Genomic DNA, 16,403 nt, shown 5'->3' with positions numbered 1-16,403 from the left:
AAACTCTTTTCGAAAGCGACGCTGCACGGATAATTCGCGACGGATGGAGATGAGGCGATATCGCTGCGCGCATGTCTGTCCTATGCTAGTCGCTGGCGCATAAAGGAATGTCCATGCGACGGAATAGGGTAGCATGGAGCAGAATAGACGCATTCATGCGGAGGAGTGAGGAAGCATCATGGACGATATCATTGAGCAACCGGCCGCGGGCGGCGATGGTGGCGGACGGCGTTCGCGCGGCGAGGGCAGGGGTGCGGCCGCGCGGCGAGCGTCGCGCAGCGGCGGCGGACCGGGTCCGTCACTTCCCTATATCGTCCGAAAGATCGGCGTCTATGAGGTACTGGACGAGGAAGGTCTGCAGCTCATCGAGCGCAACGCCGACACCATACTCGAGGAAATAGGCATCGAGTTTCGTGACGACGCTGAAGCGCTGGCGCTGTGGAAAGACGCCGGTGCCGACGTCAAGGGTCAGCGGGTGCATTTCCCGAAAGGGCTTTGCCGCGAACTTCTGAAAACTGCGCCGAAGGAATTCACTTGGCATGCGCGCAACAGCGACCGCAACGCCCATGTCGGCGGCAAGGCGACGATCTTCGCGCCGGTTTATGGCCCGCCCTTCGTCCGCGATCTCGAAGGCAATCGCCGTTATGCGACGATCGAGGATTTCCGCAATTTCGTGAAGCTTGCCTATATGGCGCCGTCGATGCATTCGTCCGGCGGTACGGTCTGCGAACCGGTCGACGTGCCCGTTAACAAGCGCCACCTCGATATGATCTACAGCCATATCAAATATTCCGACAAGCCGTTCATGGGCTCGGTCACCGCGCCGGAGCGCGCCGAGGACACGATCGCCATGGCGAAGATCGTCTTCGGCGACGATTTTGTTGAAAACAATTGCGTGACGCTGAACCTGATCAATGCCAACTCGCCGATGGTGTTCGACGAGACCATGCTCGGTGCGCTGAAGGTTTATGCACGTCATAACCAGGCTTCGGTCGTTTCGCCCTTCATCCTTTCCGGCGCCATGAGCCCGGTGACTGTTGCAGGGACGCTGACGCAGATTCTGGCCGAAGTGCTGGCGGGCGCCTCCTTCACGCAGCTGATCCGCAAGGGGTCGCCGGTGCTTTACGGCACTTTCGCTGCCTCGATCTCGATGCAGTCGGGCGCTCCGACCTTCGGCACGCCGGAGCCGTCGCTGGTGTCCTATGGCTCGGCCCAGCTTGCCCGGCGTCTCGGCCTGCCGTTCCGGACCGGTGGCTCGCTTTGCGCCTCCAAGGTGCCGGATGCGCAGGCGGCGCATGAATCGGCCAATACGCTGAACATGACGCTGCTCGCCGGCACGAATTTCGTGCTGCATGCGGCCGGCTGGCTCGAAGGCGGTCTGGTTTCCTCCTACGAGAAATTCATGATCGACCAGGATCAGCTCGGCATGATGCAGAAGATGGCCGAGGGTGTCGATCTCTCCGAGAACGGCCAGGCTCTGGACGCGATCCGCGAAGTCGGCCCCGGCAGCCACTATCTCGGCTGCGCCCATACGCAGGCGAATTTCCAGAGCGCTTTCTATCGTTCGGCGCTCGCCGACAACAACTCATTCGAGCAGTGGGAAATCGAAGGCCAGAAGCGTGTCGAGCAGCGTGCCAATGCGCTTTGCCGCTCCTGGCTTGATCACTACGAAGCTCCGCCGCTCGATCCCGCGATCGACGAGGCGCTGCTGGCCTATGTCCAGAAGCGCAAGGATTCGATGCCGGACGCCTTCACCTGAAGAGAGCCCGATGCCGCCAGGGAGCAAGGCGGTGCGGTACGTGTTGCCGATCTTATCCAGAAGGAAGTCTGGCGACCGCATTATGAATATAAGGGGCCGCGGTGATGAGCGGCTCGCCCATGATTGGAAAACTCCGTGCGGCGCTTGGCGTCCACGGAGTTTTTGTTCGTGGCATGGTGTGTTTTGACGACGGCGAGGGGCCGTTGCTGCGCGACGGGACACCGGCACGAAGCGTCATTTTGCTCGGCAATATCGGTGGTTCGATCTGGCAGCCGTTTTCGCGCTGGTGGCAGTTGTCCGAAAATACCGGATGTCGCGACCCACTCGACGACTGGTCGAAAGCAATCATCCAGCCGATTGCCGCAGCCTTGGGCGCGACCGCTTATTTCCCCTCCGATCCGCCCTGGCAGCCATTTCAGCGATGGGCAATGAAGGCGGAAGGTTTGAGCGCATCGCCGCTCGGCATTCTGATCCACCCGGAATACGGCCTGTGGCATGGCTATCGTGGTGCTCTGGGGTTTGCCGATGCCGTCGATGCAGGGGAGCCAGCCGAGGTTGTTGCGCATCCTTGTGATCATTGTGCTGAAAAACCTTGTCTGACGGCCTGTCCCGTCGATGCAGTCACATCCGTTGGATTCGACGTTGCGGGCTGTCGGTCGCATCTGCGGACGGATATGGGGCAAGTTGGCTGTATGATCGGCGGCTGTCTGGCGCGTAACGCCTGTCCCGTGGGAGCCAGCTATCGCTATTCGCCGGCGCAGCTTGCCTTTCACATGGCGGCGCTCCAACCTTAGAAAGGCGAGGCGATTCCTTCTTTCGCCGCATTTGCGATGCGCTTTGGCGCAACTAAAATTTCTCTGGAGTTGTCGCTTGATTCGATTGCTGACCGTGCTCGCCATTCTTGCCTGCGCCACGACGGTCTTTGCCGACGAGGCCTGCCGCAAGGTTCTGCATCTTGGCGACAGCTACACCGTCTGCACCTTCGATCCCACCATCGACGGCATCCAGCTTTATGAATATGACCACAGCGGCAAGCCCTATGGTTCGTTCCGGGCGCTGGAAAGCGATCTCGCCCAGGACCGCCTCTTTGTCCGTTTCGCGATGAATGGCGGCATGTATCAGGACGATCTCTCGCCAGTCGGCCTCTACGTCGAGGCAGGTAAGCAGTTGAAGGCGATCAACACCAACAAGGGCTGGGGCAATTTTCATCTCCTGCCGAACGGCGTTTTCTATATCCAGCCAGGCCGTGCCGGCATCATGGAAAGCAAGGCCTTCCTTGCCTCCGGCGTCAAGCCCTTCTACGCAACGCAATCCGGGCCGATGCTGGTGATCGACGGCAAGCTGCATCCGTCGTTCCTTGCCGATAGCACCAGTTTCAAGACGCGCAATGGCGTTGGCGTCTCAGCGGATGGCAAGGTCGTCTTTGCCGTCTCTGACGGTTTCGTCCGCTTCCATGATTTCGCAACCCTGTTCCGCGACGAACTCGGCTGCGCCAACGCGCTTTTCCTCGACGGCAGTATCTCCAGCCTCGATATTCCGGAATGGCAAAGGCGGGATGGCCTCTTCCCGCTCGGTCCGATCATCGCGGTGACGCAATCGCTGCCGGGCTGAGTGCAACGGGGCGTAAGGTTGGAACCAGCCACAATCGCTAATCCACATCGCAGAGGGAGTTTATCCTTCGGATGCGGATTGTCGGATTGGGGCTTCGAACATCGATGACGGAAATTGCAGGTGAGGCAAAAGCGCTGATCTTCATGACGGCGCGCGATTGCGAAATGTATGTCAGGCAATCCCTGGCGAGCCTCTCCAGGCAGACGCTCGATGATCTGCACGTTCTCTTTATCGACGATCGCTCCGACGACGACACCGGTGTTATCGCAGCGGCACTCCTCAAAGATCTTTTCCCCAATCGCCACACCTTCATCCGCAACGAGACGCGGCTCGGAAAGTCGCGCAACGTCTGGGAGCATCTGAGGCCGTGCACCAAGATGGCCGAGTTCATCGCCATGCTTGACGGCGACGACCAGCTGATCATTCCCAACATTCTGGAGCGGATGTCTGAGAGCTATGCCGGTGGGCAGGATGTCGTCTGGACGAATTTCGTCACCGATGGCGGCGGGGTCGGCGGCAATGGCGCTCTCGATCCCAACCTTTCGCCGCGCCGGCAGGGCTGGAAGACCAGCCATCTCTTCAGTTTCCGCGCCTCGCTGCTGGATAATGTGCCCGAGGGTTATTTGCGTGACGATGCCGGACAATGGTTCATGGCGGCCTGCGACATCGCCCTTGCCCTGCCCATTCTCGATCAGACCCGACGCTATGAGTTTATCCCGGTCAATGCCCATCGTTACACGGCGACCAATCCCTATTCGCATCACAATCTCGATCCGCAGTCACGCGGGCTGAATTCCACCACGCAGCAGCGGTCTGCACAGGAAGCATTCAACAAGCCGCCGCTGCCGCTCACCCGGCCGGCAAACGCTGCCGTCGCTGCGCCTGTCGCCGTTGCGGATTTCGTCGAAAGCCGTGCGCCCGTCGTGGCAGCTGCGGATGCCTGGCAGGAGACTGCGGGCGGTATCCTCGTCGCCGGTTACCCGACTTTGCTCGACGCCCAATCGGTCGCCGGCCGCAATCCGTTGACGCCGATGCAGATCTGGGCGCTTCGCCGTGCGGCCCTGAGCAGGGGGGATACTCCGAATATTCTGCACATCGGCGCGCCGCGTTCGGCATTGGCGCTGGCGTCCATTCTCTCCGGCCTCGATGCCGGGCTGAACTGCCTGTGTCTTTCGCCGGAGCAAGTCGGCGATATGGAAGCCCGCTTCGTTGCCAGCGGTCTGACCGAGGGCATTTCCATCATCGAATCCGAAGCGGCCAACATAAATTTCGAAGAGGTCTCCGCCGTCTTTCCGGATACAAGGCAGATCAGCGAGGACATCAAGTTCGATCTGGTGGTCGTGGACCTGTGGAACACGTCCTATCCGGCCGAGAGCGCACTCGTCGCCCTGCCGGCGCTGGCAAACAACCTTTCGCCGCGCGGCTTCAGCTTCTGCCTTTTCGCCCAGGACAGCGCCACCGAGGCGATGGCTGCCAAGCGTTGGGCCAGCGTCAGTTCCGGCCTGAAATTCTGCCTTAATGCCATCGGCGGTAGCGGATTGATGGTCATCGGCGGCCGCTGATGATGCACTTGAACGCGCCGACATATTTTCGATAAACCTCTGCACGTTGGAAAGAACCGCGATGACTCTGCAAGCCACGGTCGCCTGCGAAGTGAACAGCTACCGGACCCCGGTCCGGTTCCACCTTCCCAATCCGAACGATCATATCCAGAGGATCATCCTGCAGAGCCACGCGTTCTACGAGCGGGCGATGCTGGAAGATATCGGATCCTCCTTGCCGGAGGATGCCTTCGTGATCGATGTCGGCGCCAATATCGGCAATCACACGCTGTTCTTCAGCGCTGTTGCCGGTGCCAGGATACTGGCAATCGAGCCGAATGGGGAAGCGCTGCATATTCTTCGGGCGAACGTAAGTCTGAACGGCTTGCAGGATCGTGTCGATATCAAGCCGATAGCCTTGGGTGCCGAGGCGGGCATGGGAAATGTCATTGAAGAGGATTCCTCACGGCTGGGAATGGCCCGCGTCATGGTTACGGCCGACGGGCAGGTTCCGGTAGCTCGCCTTGACGACATCGCTCGGGGGCAGCATGTGCACCTGATCAAGATCGATGTCGAGGGCATGGAGGTGGACGTGTTGCGCGGCGCCATCGGCACGATAGAGCGATGCAGCCCGAAGCTGCTTGTCGAAGCGGCGACGGCGCAGGCCTTGCAGGATGTCGAGGCTGTTTTGCGGCCACTCGGCTATCGCAAGATCAAGGTTTACAACGAAACGCCGACCTATCTATTCGAAGCGAAGTTTGCGGATGCCTATCCGGAAAAGCGCATCCAGGCGATCGATCCCATGCACGTCGCTGCCCTGCCGCCGACGGAGGAGATCGTTGCCGGCATGGCGACGGTCGCCGGCAACGAGGTCGCGTTGCGAGCAACCGTCATGTCCCTTTTGCCGCAGGTCGATCGGCTCTATGTCTATCTCAACGGCTTCACCGAAGCGCCACGCTTCATTGCCGAACATCCGAAGATCCGGCATTTCATCGACACCGATGGCAGCCGCTATGGCGATGCCGGCAAGTTCTGGGGGCTGGAGCAGGTCAAGGACGCCATTTATATCAGCTGCGACGACGATATTATCTATCCCGATGATTTCGTCGCCCGCATGGTTGGCGAGTTGGCGCAATTACGAGGGCAAGCCGTTGTCAGCGTACATGGTTCGATCATCTTGCAGCCGAGCCACGGCTACTACAAGGATCGCAGTCGTGCCGTCTTCCACTATGAGCGCGCCCTGATGCGGCGTCGCCGGGTCCATGTTGCCGCGACCGGCACCAGCGCTTTCCACTCCAGCGTGGTGCAAATGACGCTCGCCGATTTTCGTCATCGCAATATGGCGGACATCTGGCTCACGGAGTATTTGCATTGCCGGGGTATTCCCTCTTATGTCGTGCCGCGCAACGACGGCTGGCTGAAGTCGATAGAGGTGCCGCGCGCGACGATCTATGCGCAATCGGCAGCCGGCACGGGGTCGGCCTATGACAGTTCGAGCAAGCAGGACGAAGTTCTGTCGGCGATATATCCGATCTCGCTCCTGAGTTCAGATGCGGAGAATGCCTCGTCGATCATCTATCTCGTGGATGCTGACCGTCCCGACGGGCTGGTGGAGTTCATCCTGGCAGTCGCCGGGCGCGAGCGCGATCCGGTGGTTTTCGTCACCTGCGATCATGAAACCGAGGCCATGCGCAATGTGACGCTTCATCCGGAGTTTCTCTGCGAGGTGCATCTCATCGCTCGCAGCGGCGGTAATGCGTCCGCCTATTTCGAATTGCTGTCGAGGCATGCGGGGCGGGTCAAAGCCTGGACTCTTCGCGGCGGCAACGAACTGAAATTGGCGGGTGCCGGCGAATGGGAGAAATGGTTCGTACCGAACACATCTCCCGCAAGTTTCCTGCCCACGGCAGCTTTGTCGGAGGCATAAATCGCCCGAGATAGCCGTCAGGCACGGAACTCGGGTTGCGGCGGAAACCGGCCGTAATGTCTCTGCCGGCTTCCATATCGGCGAACCTTAGCCGCGGCGGCGGCGCTCCCGTGCCGGTGCGGCTCCGCCTTCATTGGCGGTCTTGTTGCGCAGCGGGCCGATGCGCTCGATGATGCTTTCCAGCGTCGGGCGTGGGCCGGGTGTGTAATTGTCGAGCGCCTCGCGCATGGCGGCGAGATGGTTACAGGACGTGCCGCAGCAGCCGCCAATGATCTTGGCGCCGGCGTCGCGGGCAAGGCGTGCGTAGTCGGCCATCAGCGGCGGCGTGCCGGAATAATAGATTTCGGCGCCGCGATATTCGGGAATGCCGCAATTGCCCTTGACGATGATGGTGGCAGTCGGATCAGCCTCGGTCATGTCGAGCAGGCTCGAGAGAATATCCGATGCACCGACGCCGCAATTGGCGCCCATGGCGAGCGGACCCTCGCCGACGTCCTTGGCAACGTCATGGAGATCCTTTGGATGCAGGCCCATCATGGTCTTGCCGGCGGTGTCGAAGGAGCCGGTATAGGTGTAGGGCAGGCCGACCTTGACGGCGGCTTCAGCCGCGGCGCGGATTTCTTCCGCCGACGACATGGTTTCGATCCAGGCGACATCGACGCCGCCTGCCTTCAAGCCTTCGATCTGTTCGGCAAAGGCGGCAACGGCATCCTCGTAGGTCAACGCGCCGAGCGGCACCAGTAGCTCGCCGGTCGGGCCGACGGAGCCGGCGACGATGACCTTGCGGCCGGCCTTGTCCGCAACGGCGCGGGCGATTTCCGCCGCCGTCTTGTTCAGGCTGTGAACGCGATCCTGCGCATGATGCAGCTTCAAGCGGTGACGCGTGCCGCCGAACGTATTGGTGAGGATGATATCGGCGCCGGCATCGACGAAATCCTGATGCAGCTTGGTGATGCGCTCTGGATGCTGCTCGTTCCAGATTTCCGGCGCTTCACCGGCCTCCAGCCCCATGGCGAAGAGATTGGTGCCCGTCGCGCCATCGGCGAGCAGCACGCCCTTTTCGGCGAGAAGATCGGTCAAGGGATTGGCTGTGACGGTCATAGGGCCTCCTCGGATGTTCTAGATTGAAATGCAGATATAAACATTTCTTTATGTGATCGCAATGTCGGGATGAAGGCAGAGCTTGCTCGATGATCCGATGTCGAAGAAACGCGCCCGGGCAGGGCGCTTTCCACTTGCGACGGTGATTGATTTCAGGCTGCTGCCATTCTCGTCGTTTCATGCGTCGTCGGTGTCACCATGGCGGTGATGATGCCTTGCAGGTCGATCGTGCCGATCGGCCGGCCGGCGGCATCGGTGACGACGGCCGAGTTCTGCGCGTTGTCGGTCATCTGCTTGGCCGCCATTTCGAGCGTCATGTCGCCCGGCACGCGCGGGCCGTGGGGCTCGCCGGCAATCGGCTTCATGACGGTTTGGGTCTGGATGACGCGGCCACGGTTCACCTCCTTGACGAAAGCGGTGATGTAGTCGTCGGCGGGTCTGAGCACGATCTCCTGGCCGCTGCCCTGCTGCACGACCTTGCCGTCGCGCAGGATGGCGATCTTGTCGCCGAGGCGTAGCGCTTCGTCGAGATCGTGGGTGATGAAGACCACGGTCTTCTTCAATTCCTTCTGCAGATCGAGAAGCACGCTCTGCATGTCGACGCGGATCAGCGGGTCGAGCGCGGAATAGGCCTCGTCCATCAGCAGGATGTCGGCGTCGTTGGTCAGCGCCCGCGCAAGGCCGACGCGCTGCTGCATGCCACCCGAAAGCTGATTCGGATAATGATTTTCGAAGCCTCTAAGGCCGACGCGCTCGATCCAGTATTGGCCCTTTTTCGCGCTCTCGGGGCGGGAAACGCCCTGGATGTCCAGGCCGTAGATGGTGTTTTCGATCACCGTGCGGTGCGGCAGCAGGGCGAATTTCTGAAACACCATCGCCGTCTTGTGACGGCGGAACTCGCGCAGGGCATTCTCGCCCATCTTGCAGACATCGACGCCGTCATAGAGCACCTCGCCGGCCGTCGGCTCGATCAGCCGGTTGATATGGCGGATCAGCGTCGACTTACCGGAGCCGGAGAGGCCCATGACGACGGTGATGGCGCCGGCGGGCATGTCGATGTTGATATCCTGCAGGCCGAGGACATGGCCATGCGTCTCGTTGAGCTCGGCCTTGCCGAGGCCGTTCTTGACCGCATCCACATAGTCGCGCCCGCGCCGGCCGAAGATCTTGTAGAGGTTCTTGATCTGGATCGCGTGACTAGCCATGGATGACCTCCGAGTGCTTCTGGAGCCGTCTGCCATAGGCCTGGCTCGTCCGATCGAAAATGATGGCGATGGCGACCAGGGCGAAGCCGTTGAGGAAGCCAACGGTGAAGAACTGGTTGTTGATGGCCTGCAGCGTGTTCTTGCCGAGCCCGCCGACGCCGACCATCGATGCGACGACGACCATGGCGAGCGACATCATGATGGTCTGGTTGATGCCGGCCATGATAGTGGGCAAGGCAAGTGGGATCTGCACGTTGAACAGTTTCTGCCGGTGCGATGAGCCGAAGGCGTCGGCCGCTTCCAGCACTTCCTTGTCGACAAGGCGGATACCGAGATTGGTCAGGCGGATCATCGGCGGGACGGCGTAGATGACGACGGCGATCAGGCCCGGCACCTTGCCGATGCCGAAAATGACGACGACGGGAATGAGATAGACGAAGCTCGGCATCGTCTGCATCACGTCGAGGGTCGGATTGATGATCGATTGCAGCCGGTCGGAGCGGGCCATCAATATGCCGATCGGAAGGCCGATGACGATGGCGATGAGGGTACAGACGGTCACCATGGCGAGCGTCACCATCGTGTCGCCCCAGAGACCACAGACGCCGATCAGGATCATGGAAATGGCGGTGCCGGCGACGATCTTGAGATTGCGGCTGGCGGCATAGACGACGCCCATCATGACAAGGATCACGATGAACCAGGGCGTATTGGTGAAAAGCCATTCCAGATGGTTCAGAAACCATTGCAGCGGCTGCACCACGGTATCGATGATATTGCCGTAGGAGCGCACGATCGCCCTGAAGCCGTCATCGATGTTCTTGCGCGCGAGGCGGATCAGCGTGTCGTCGATCGCCGGAAAATTGCACAAAACATCCGGCAAGAAACTACATTGAATAGCCATGGACTTCCCCTTCTTGCCCGGTTGTTGTCCAGCCCGTGCGTGTGGCTTTCACGCCGGCTGGTACAGCAACACTGAGCCGGTTCTTCAGGCTGCCTTTTCCTTTTTACATCATTCGCAGGCGCCATTCTGGACTTGTTGCGACCTTGGGCCGTGCCGACCTGTCGGTATATGAGCGTTGCTGGAGCCGTTGCGAATGCGGAACTGGCAGCCGACAGAGCGCCTGCCGCCAGTTTCGGCGTTTCCTATCAGAGCGACGCCTTGACCTTGGTCGCCACATCGGCGGAAACCCACTTGGTCCACATGTCGGGGTAGGTCTTCAGGAAGTACTTTGCCGCGTCTTCGTTGGTACCCTGGTTATCCGTCATCCAGGCCAGAACCTTGCCGACCGTGCCATTGTCCCATTTGCGGGTCTTGACATAGTCCATGGCAACGCTTGCCTTGGATGCGAAGTCCTTGGTCACGACCGTATAGACCTCGGAAACGGGATAGGAATTGACCTTCGGAGTGGCGCAATCCTGCTGCGAGGTGCAGGCATCCCATTCCTTTTTGTCGTGCGGTACGTCGAAGCTCAGACGCACCATGTCGTATTTGCCGAGGATGGCTGTCGGCGCCCAGTAGTAGCCGAGCCAGCCAGTCTTCTTTTCAAAGGCATTGGCGATCGAGCCGTCGAGGCCGGCGGCCGAGCCGGTGTCGACCAGCGTGAAGCCGAGCTTCTCGGCGCCAGTCGCCTTATAGAGATTGGCGGTGGAAATCTGGCAGTTCCAGCCCGACGGGCAATTGTAGACGGCGCCCTTCGAGGGATCTTCCGGGGCAGGGAAGAGTTCCGGATGCTTCAAAGCGTCCTGGACGGTCTTGATGTCGGGATGGGCGTCGGCGAGGAACTTTGGAATCCACCAGCCTTCGACGCCACCGTCGCTCAGAAGCGGCGCCGCCTCGATCAGGCGGCCTTCGGAAACGGCCTTGTCGAGCGCGATACGCACCGAGTTGATCCAGAGTTCGGGCGCGATGTCGGGTGTGCCCTTTTCGTTCATGGAGGTGAAGGTCGGCTGCGTGTCGCCGGTGACCAGCGTTACGTTGCAGCCGTAGCCATTCTGCAGGATGATCTTGTCGACCTGCGCGGCGACGCCGGCGGATGCCCAGTTCATTTCGGCGATCGACACGTCGCCGCATTCTGCAGCCTGTGCCGAGCCAGCCAAAGCATAGGCACCGACTGCGAAGATGGCGGAAGCGATAAGCTTCTTCATTGGATTACGTCTCCCAGTTTCTCGTTAAGTTACGGAAATCGGCATCAGGCAGACTTGACGCCTGCCGATCCCCCGTCAGCGTGGTCGAACCACAACCGTTCACGCGCCGCTGACGACGTCTGTCCGGTCCCCTATGCTGCTGTCGTGCGTTTGCTTTTTATGCGGCCGCGAAACCCTGTCGCAGCCATGCTCTCTTCACATCGACGTGAGGCAGCCTAATGATTTGAGGGGGGAAATCAACCTGCTGTTGGTCAATCCAACTTACGGCGACTTATCGGGAAGCCTATATAAGCGTTTGAATTAGCCTCTTTTCCGCTATTCATGGCGGTAAAATGGGCATTGGGAGCCGGGGGTGAGTGCTCGGATCCGGCAGGGATGAATTGTCTCTAGAATATCGCGTCCGACAGAGACTTTTTATATTCCATTCGCGGCGTTTTTGACGTCTTGAGAAAAATCCGAAAATTTTCGGAAAATCTTTCGGATTCATCCTTATTTAAGCACTTAATAACCCTCCGGTAACGATGTCCGGCTATCAATCGAGATGTGGCGGGGGACACCGCCCCATCTCCGGATCAGGTAGTGCGTCCCGGAGATAGCGAGCCTTGCAGTGTAATATGCAAGCGAGCCGGCGTTTTTTGGCAAACCGCGTCGATCCCCGGATCGCGCGGTTTTCGCGTTTCAGGCCCTGGTCTCACTGTTGCCGTCAGAATCGATGTAGCATGCATGCGTCACGGCGCATAAGCAGACGCCAGCTTTGCTCGCTGAATGAATGGTGGGAACATAAGGAAAGCCGCCGATGCGGTCGCATGGCGGCTTATTGTACGGCGGGCTGTGGCTTGACGGTCGATCAGCCGACGCTGTAGGTGCGGATGAAACCGACGGGGCCGGAGCGAGTGTCGAGCTGCTGCAACCGGGTGTCGGGGCGGGGTGCCGGCAGCTTGGAATTCCAGGCGATCTGGATGGAATTCTTGTTGTTGAAGATGAAGAGCATCGGGGTATCCTCCGGGCCGGATCGGCCGGCTTTTGTTGTATGATTTGGTGGTGGAGATAATCCTGTTCCACAGGGCGAGCAATGGATGAAATCGTCATCCGATGTCGCAAATAGAGTAAATGATAACGTGGTGCATTCTTTCCCTGGACAGCAGGTTCCCAGCCCTTGCTGATGGCGGCAAAATCAAGGCAAAATCCTGGTATTCCAGTAACAAAGACCGATCGGAGCGATGACGGATGACGAAGGCGATCATGCTGCAGGGGACCGGTTCCGATGTCGGAAAAACGGTATTGGTTGCCGGGCTCTGCCGTCTCTTCGCCAATAGGGGCGTTCGCGTGCGTCCGTTCAAGCCGCAGAACATGTCCAACAATGCGGCCGTCGCCGAGGATGGTGGCGAGATCGGCCGGGCGCAATGGCTGCAATCGCTGGCCGCGCGCGTGCCGTCCTCGGTGCATATGAACCCTGTGCTTCTGAAACCGCAGTCGGAGACCGGTAGCCAGATCATTGTGCAGGGCAAGGTCTGGGGACATGCCAAGGGCAGGGATTACCAGGCGCTGAAGCCGCAACTGCTCGGCGCCGTGCTGGAAAGCTTTGCGACCATGCGTGCCGGAACCGATCTGGTGATCGTCGAGGGTGCCGGTTCGCCCGCCGAAATCAATCTCAGGCAGGGCGATATTGCCAATATGGGCTTTGCCACCCGCGCCAACGTGCCGGTGGTGCTGGTCGGCGATATCGATCGCGGCGGCGTCATTGCCTCCCTGGTCGGCACCTACCATATCCTGCCGGAGGAAGACCGGCGGATGATCCGCGGCTATATCATCAACAAGTTTCGCGGAGACGTCTCGCTATTCGGCGCGGGGATCGAAGCCATCGGCAGCTTCACCGGCTGGCCCTGCCACGGCATCGTGCCCTGGCTGAAGGCGGCAGGCCGGCTGCCGCCGGAGGACTCGGTGGTGCTGGAGCGGCTGGCACGGGGTTCCGACGGCGCGCTGAAGATTGCCGTTCCCGTTCTGCCGCGCATTGCCAATTTCGACGATTTCGATCCGTTGCGCGCCGAGCCGGATGTCGATCTGGTCTTCGTTCGCGCCGGCGAGCGGCTGCCTGCGGATGCGGGGCTGGTGATCCTGCCGGGCTCGAAATCGACCATCGGCGATCTTATGGATCTGCGGGCGCAGGGATGGGATCGGGATATCACCGCCCATGTTCGGCGCGGCGGCCGCGTCATCGGCATTTGCGGCGGCTACCAGATGCTTGGCAGCATGGTCCATGATCCGCTCGGCATCGAGGGATCGGTCGCGGAGACGCCGGGGCTTGGGCTGCTCGATGTCGAGACCGAGATGGCGCCAGAAAAGACCGTGCGCAACAGCACGGCTCTCTCCACGGAATATGATGCGCCGCTCTTCGGCTATGAAATCCATCTCGGCGTGACGCGCGGCAAGGATTGCGACCGGCCTTCGACCGTGATCGACGGCCGGCCGGATGGCGCGCGCTCCGGCGACGGCCTGATCATGGGCACCTATCTGCACGGGCTTTTCAGCAGCGATGCCTATCGGGCAAAGCTGTTGGCAAGCTTCGGTCTGAGCGGCGAGCGGATGGATTACCGCGCCAGCGTCGAGACGGCGCTGGACGAGATTGCGATGGAGCTGGAAGCGGTGCTTGATCCGGCCTGGCTGGATAGCCTCGCGGGTTAAAGCTCGCCGGAGACCTCGCGGCGGCGGCGGTCGAGTTCTTCGCTGTAGCGGCGCAACGTATAGCTCTCGGTGAGCAGACCGATGACCCGGCGCTCGATGAGGTCATTGACCACCACCAAGGCTTCACTTGCCGTCTGGTCGAACAAAGCAGCGGCCTGCTTGGCGTTCATCTGCGGCTGTAGGAAGTCGTTGCGGTGGCGGATGAAGTCGGCAAGGCCGTGTTGTTCGTCGTCTTTTTCGACCGGGCTCGCATAGATGTCCGGCACCAGCACCATGCCGGCATATTTCTCTTCCCTGTCGAGCAGAATGACGCGCTGGGCCGAGCCGATCGGAAAATCGTGCCGAAACTCCTCGATACTCATGTCGACTTTTGCCGTGTGTACATCCGGGCGCATCATCCGCGCGACCGTCAAATTGCGTATCCAGCCGACGTCATGGGCGCTGCGGATGCTTTCGCCGCGCAGATGGAAGCGCCATGTGGCGAAGGAGTAGCCGAAGGTGGTGCGTACCACCAGCGACGAGGTGATGACGGCCGCCAGCACCAGTGCCGTAATCGGGAAATCGCCGGTGATTTCCAGCGCCAGGAAAGTCATGGTTAGCGGCCCGCCGATGATGGCGACCGCAAGCGAACTCATACCGACGACGGCGTAGATGACCGGCGTCAGCGTGGTGTGATCGAAATAGGGAGCGCAATAGGCGAAGATCTTGCCGAGCAGCGCGCCCATGAACAGCGAGGCGAAGAACAGGCCGCCCCTGAAGCCGGAGCCGATCGAAACCGCGGAGGCAAGCGACTTCAGCAGGAGGAGGCTCGCCAGTCCCCATAGGGTGACTTCGCTGCCGAGGTTCAGATGCAGTGCGCCATGGCCGGCGGAGAGAACCTGCGGTGAGATCAGCGCCAGAAGGCCGACGACCAAACCGCCGAGCGCCGGGCGAAAGGGGGGCGCAATCGAACTCTTGCGCGCAAGTTCCTCGACGAAGGCAACGCCCTGCATGATCAGGATGCCGACGCCGGCGCAGAAGCCGCCGAGCAGGATGGCCGGGATATAGTCGGCGGGGACTACGGCACCGAACCGGCCGACATCGATGGCGAAATCATCGCCGGCAAGCATACGGGCGATGAAGGTCGAGATCAGCGCCGAGACGACGACCGGGGTCAGCGTCAGGATGGAATAGGTGCCGATGATCAGCTCGAAGGCATAGAAGGCGCCGGTGAGCGGTGCATTGAAGGCGGCGGCAATGGCGCCGGCCGCACCGCAGCCGACCAGCATCCGAAGATCGGCGCGTCGGAACTGCATCTTGTAGCCGAATTTCGAGGCGATACCGGCAGCGAGCTGGGTATAGCCGGCCTCCAGCCCGACAGAGGCGCCGAAACCGTTGGAGATCAGGTTCTGCACGGCGACGAGGATGCTGTCGGTGAGCGACAGGCGGCCGCCGTGGAGCGCATTGGCCTCGATCGGGTCGATCATCGGCTTTTTGCGGGTGCGTGACATAATGAGGATCATCAAACCGAGCAGGATGCCGCCGGCGATCGGGGCGATCAGCAGCAGCGACTTGTCGGTAATCTGCATGGCGGCCGAGCTCAGCCGGTCGTCATCGGGGATGCCGTAGACGAGGCTGTGCAGCTCGCGCGAAATGAGACTCATCGCCGTGACGGCGCAGCCGGAGGTGACGCCGACGAAAGCGCCGGCAATGACGAGCCCTAGCTCGCCACGACGAAAAAGCGCTCTCAGCCGGCTAGCGCTGAAAAAGGCGGAGAGAACACCAAGACGGCGTGGTTGAAATTTCTGCAACATGGGGAACTGACGATAGTTTCGTGCTCAGGTTTATATACCTGGCTTCCATAAACTCCTAACATCAAACAATTACGGCAAAAAGACTGCGCGATCAGTGGTTCCCGAGCTATTTTCGCTGTTGGAACAGCCGATGTCGCATAGGCAGCCTTGATTGACTTGCCAGGGCCGAAAGCCTAATCATTGCAGCATAACGAATGGTTCCCGAGCGGCGATCTGTCGCATGGGATGAAAAGGGAATGTGAAGGGACGGACCCAATCCGGGCGTTCTCATCACAGCCGACCCCGCGACTGTAGAGCGGTCAGGGTTTTCCATTCGGTTGTGGGGCATTTCGCTGACAGTTCGCAATGGTGCGGGCGAGTGGAAACAGCTTCAGAGCCGGAAAAAGCCACTGGCGTGGCATCATGATCAACCAGGGCTGGACGCCTCTAATATCTACGAATCGTCCGCTTTTTCATGATGATCTGCCGGGAAGGCGAGGAAGATCCGCTGGTGCATGAGCGGGGGCGACCGGTTTCGGTTCGCCTCCGCTTGCTGCACCTTACCCGCGAGCCAGGAGACCTGCCATGCGTACCGGGCGCAAAGCCTATTTTGGGACGCATGTCTCGTTGCCAGCACGGAGGTTGTCATGGCGCCAA

At 60.4% G+C, this 16,403-nt stretch carries 12 protein-coding genes and 1 riboswitch; of the genes, 6 read left to right on the top strand and 6 right to left on the bottom strand.

Annotated features, from left to right (window positions below):
• Window positions 1-178 precede the first annotated feature (178 nt).
• The 5 genes from PMI03_RS19805 (at window position 179) to PMI03_RS19785 (ending at window position 6,838) form a co-directional block, all read left to right on the top strand.
• Window positions 179-1,759, top strand: a complete 1,581-nt coding sequence (locus tag PMI03_RS19805) for a trimethylamine methyltransferase family protein (RefSeq protein WP_007696791.1) — start codon at window positions 179-181, stop codon at window positions 1,757-1,759.
• Between the two features lie 104 nt (window positions 1,760-1,863).
• Window positions 1,864-2,553 (top strand): 4Fe-4S dicluster domain-containing protein, encoded by a 690-nt coding sequence (locus PMI03_RS19800; RefSeq protein ID WP_007696789.1) that lies wholly within the window; start codon window positions 1,864-1,866, stop codon window positions 2,551-2,553.
• Between the two features lie 76 nt (window positions 2,554-2,629).
• Window positions 2,630-3,370 (top strand): phosphodiester glycosidase family protein, encoded by a 741-nt coding sequence (locus PMI03_RS19795; RefSeq protein WP_007696787.1) that lies wholly within the window; start codon window positions 2,630-2,632, stop codon window positions 3,368-3,370.
• Window positions 3,371-3,474: 104 nt separating this feature from the next.
• Complete coding sequence (locus PMI03_RS19790) at window positions 3,475-4,932, top strand: glycosyltransferase (RefSeq protein ID WP_039974361.1); 1,458 nt, start codon at window positions 3,475-3,477, stop codon at window positions 4,930-4,932.
• 61 nt (window positions 4,933-4,993) lie between these two features.
• Window positions 4,994-6,838, top strand: coding sequence for an FkbM family methyltransferase (locus tag PMI03_RS19785; protein WP_007696781.1), 1,845 nt, complete (start codon window positions 4,994-4,996; stop codon window positions 6,836-6,838).
• A gap of 87 nt (window positions 6,839-6,925) precedes the next feature.
• Here the strand turns inward: PMI03_RS19785 and bmt are convergent, their stop codons facing one another.
• The 5 genes from bmt to PMI03_RS31360 all read right to left on the bottom strand — a co-directional run bounded on the left by bmt (window position 6,926) and on the right by PMI03_RS31360 (window position 12,283).
• Entirely contained in the window at window positions 6,926-7,939 is a 1,014-nt protein-coding gene (gene bmt, locus PMI03_RS19780) for a betaine--homocysteine S-methyltransferase (RefSeq protein WP_007696779.1), read from the bottom strand.
• 152 nt (window positions 7,940-8,091) lie between these two features.
• Window positions 8,092-9,144, bottom strand: a complete 1,053-nt coding sequence (locus tag PMI03_RS19775; protein WP_007696770.1) for a glycine betaine/L-proline ABC transporter ATP-binding protein — start codon at window positions 9,142-9,144, stop codon at window positions 8,092-8,094.
• Window positions 9,137-10,048: a proline/glycine betaine ABC transporter permease gene (locus PMI03_RS19770; protein WP_007696767.1), complete on the bottom strand. Its 912-nt coding sequence runs from the start codon at window positions 10,046-10,048 to the stop codon at window positions 9,137-9,139. The genes PMI03_RS19775 and PMI03_RS19770 overlap by 8 nt, the downstream gene beginning before the upstream one ends.
• A 245-nt stretch (window positions 10,049-10,293) precedes the next feature.
• Window positions 10,294-11,292, bottom strand: a complete 999-nt coding sequence (locus PMI03_RS19765) for an ABC transporter substrate-binding protein (RefSeq protein WP_007696765.1) — start codon at window positions 11,290-11,292, stop codon at window positions 10,294-10,296.
• Between the two features lie 847 nt (window positions 11,293-12,139).
• Entirely contained in the window at window positions 12,140-12,283 is a 144-nt protein-coding gene (locus PMI03_RS31360) for a hypothetical protein (protein WP_007696763.1), read from the bottom strand.
• 236 nt (window positions 12,284-12,519) lie between these two features.
• Here PMI03_RS31360 and PMI03_RS19760 point away from each other — a divergent pair, with 236 nt between their 5' ends.
• A complete protein-coding gene (locus PMI03_RS19760; protein ID WP_007696761.1) occupies window positions 12,520-13,974 on the top strand; it encodes a cobyric acid synthase in 1,455 nt (484 codons plus the stop codon).
• Here PMI03_RS19760 and PMI03_RS19755 read toward each other — a convergent pair.
• Window positions 13,971-15,767 (bottom strand): chloride channel protein, encoded by a 1,797-nt coding sequence (locus tag PMI03_RS19755; RefSeq protein WP_007696758.1) that lies wholly within the window; start codon window positions 15,765-15,767, stop codon window positions 13,971-13,973. The genes PMI03_RS19760 and PMI03_RS19755 overlap by 4 nt on opposite strands.
• A gap of 178 nt (window positions 15,768-15,945) precedes the next feature.
• Window positions 15,946-16,349: riboswitch (cobalamin riboswitch) on the top strand.
• The last annotated feature ends 54 nt before the right edge of the window (window positions 16,350-16,403 follow it).

Origin of the sequence: Rhizobium sp. AP16 (assembly GCF_000281735.1) — a bacterium.
Taxonomy (GTDB): Bacteria; Pseudomonadota; Alphaproteobacteria; order Rhizobiales; family Rhizobiaceae; genus Rhizobium; species Rhizobium rhizogenes.
This window is presented reverse-complemented; position numbering and strand designations above follow the sequence as displayed.

Bases quoted from the DNA above. Each gene is read 5' to 3' on its own strand.
- PMI03_RS19805 (WP_007696791.1), top strand. From the start codon at position 179: ATGGACGATATCATTGAGCAACCGGCCGCGGGCGGCGATGGTGGCGGA.
- PMI03_RS19800 (WP_007696789.1), top strand. From the start codon at position 1,864: ATGAGCGGCTCGCCCATGATTGGAAAACTCCGTGCGGCGCTTGGCGTC.
- PMI03_RS19790 (WP_039974361.1), top strand. From the start codon at position 3,475: ATGACGGAAATTGCAGGTGAGGCAAAAGCGCTGATCTTCATGACGGCG.
- PMI03_RS19785 (WP_007696781.1), top strand. From the start codon at position 4,994: ATGACTCTGCAAGCCACGGTCGCCTGCGAAGTGAACAGCTACCGGACC.
- bmt (WP_007696779.1), bottom strand. From the start codon at position 7,939: ATGACCGTCACAGCCAATCCCTTGACCGATCTTCTCGCCGAAAAGGGC.
- PMI03_RS19775 (WP_007696770.1), bottom strand. From the start codon at position 9,144: ATGGCTAGTCACGCGATCCAGATCAAGAACCTCTACAAGATCTTCGGC.
- PMI03_RS19770 (WP_007696767.1), bottom strand. From the start codon at position 10,048: ATGGCTATTCAATGTAGTTTCTTGCCGGATGTTTTGTGCAATTTTCCG.
- PMI03_RS19765 (WP_007696765.1), bottom strand. From the start codon at position 11,292: ATGAAGAAGCTTATCGCTTCCGCCATCTTCGCAGTCGGTGCCTATGCT.
- PMI03_RS31360 (WP_007696763.1), bottom strand. From the start codon at position 12,283: ATGCTCTTCATCTTCAACAACAAGAATTCCATCCAGATCGCCTGGAAT.
- PMI03_RS19760 (WP_007696761.1), top strand. From the start codon at position 12,520: ATGACGAAGGCGATCATGCTGCAGGGGACCGGTTCCGATGTCGGAAAA.
- PMI03_RS19755 (WP_007696758.1), bottom strand. From the start codon at position 15,767: ATGTTGCAGAAATTTCAACCACGCCGTCTTGGTGTTCTCTCCGCCTTT.